The organism is Pseudomonas protegens, assembly GCF_003732485.1.
GTDB lineage: Bacteria > Pseudomonadota > Gammaproteobacteria > Pseudomonadales > Pseudomonadaceae > Aquipseudomonas > Aquipseudomonas protegens_B.
Genome location: NZ_MOAK01000053.1, coordinates 120064 through 120271, shown reverse-complemented (window position 1 = coordinate 120271; position 208 = coordinate 120064). Strand labels below are relative to the sequence as shown.

Here is a 208-nt window from a genome sequence, read left to right as displayed (position 1 = left end):
CGATCTTGAGCGTGGTGGAGAGCAGTCATGAGTTTCTCGAACAAGGAACAGGGAAAGCAGCAACCGGCATTGCTCCCTTCGGCAAAGGCCATCGATGCCCTGGTGCGTGCGGAGCATCGTGATCCGTTCGCGGTACTCGGGCCCCACGGGGACGGTGCCGGCGGGCAATTCATCCGGGCCTTCCTGCCCGGTGCGCTGAGCGTGCAGG

At 63.9% G+C, this 208-nt stretch carries 1 protein-coding gene; it reads left to right on the top strand.

Annotated features, from left to right (window positions below; genetic code table 11):
- Positions 1-27: 27 nt before the first annotated feature.
- The coding region (locus BLX41_RS35310; RefSeq protein WP_259744875.1) for a GlgB N-terminal domain-containing protein at positions 28-208 on the top strand (181 nt) is incomplete at its 3' end.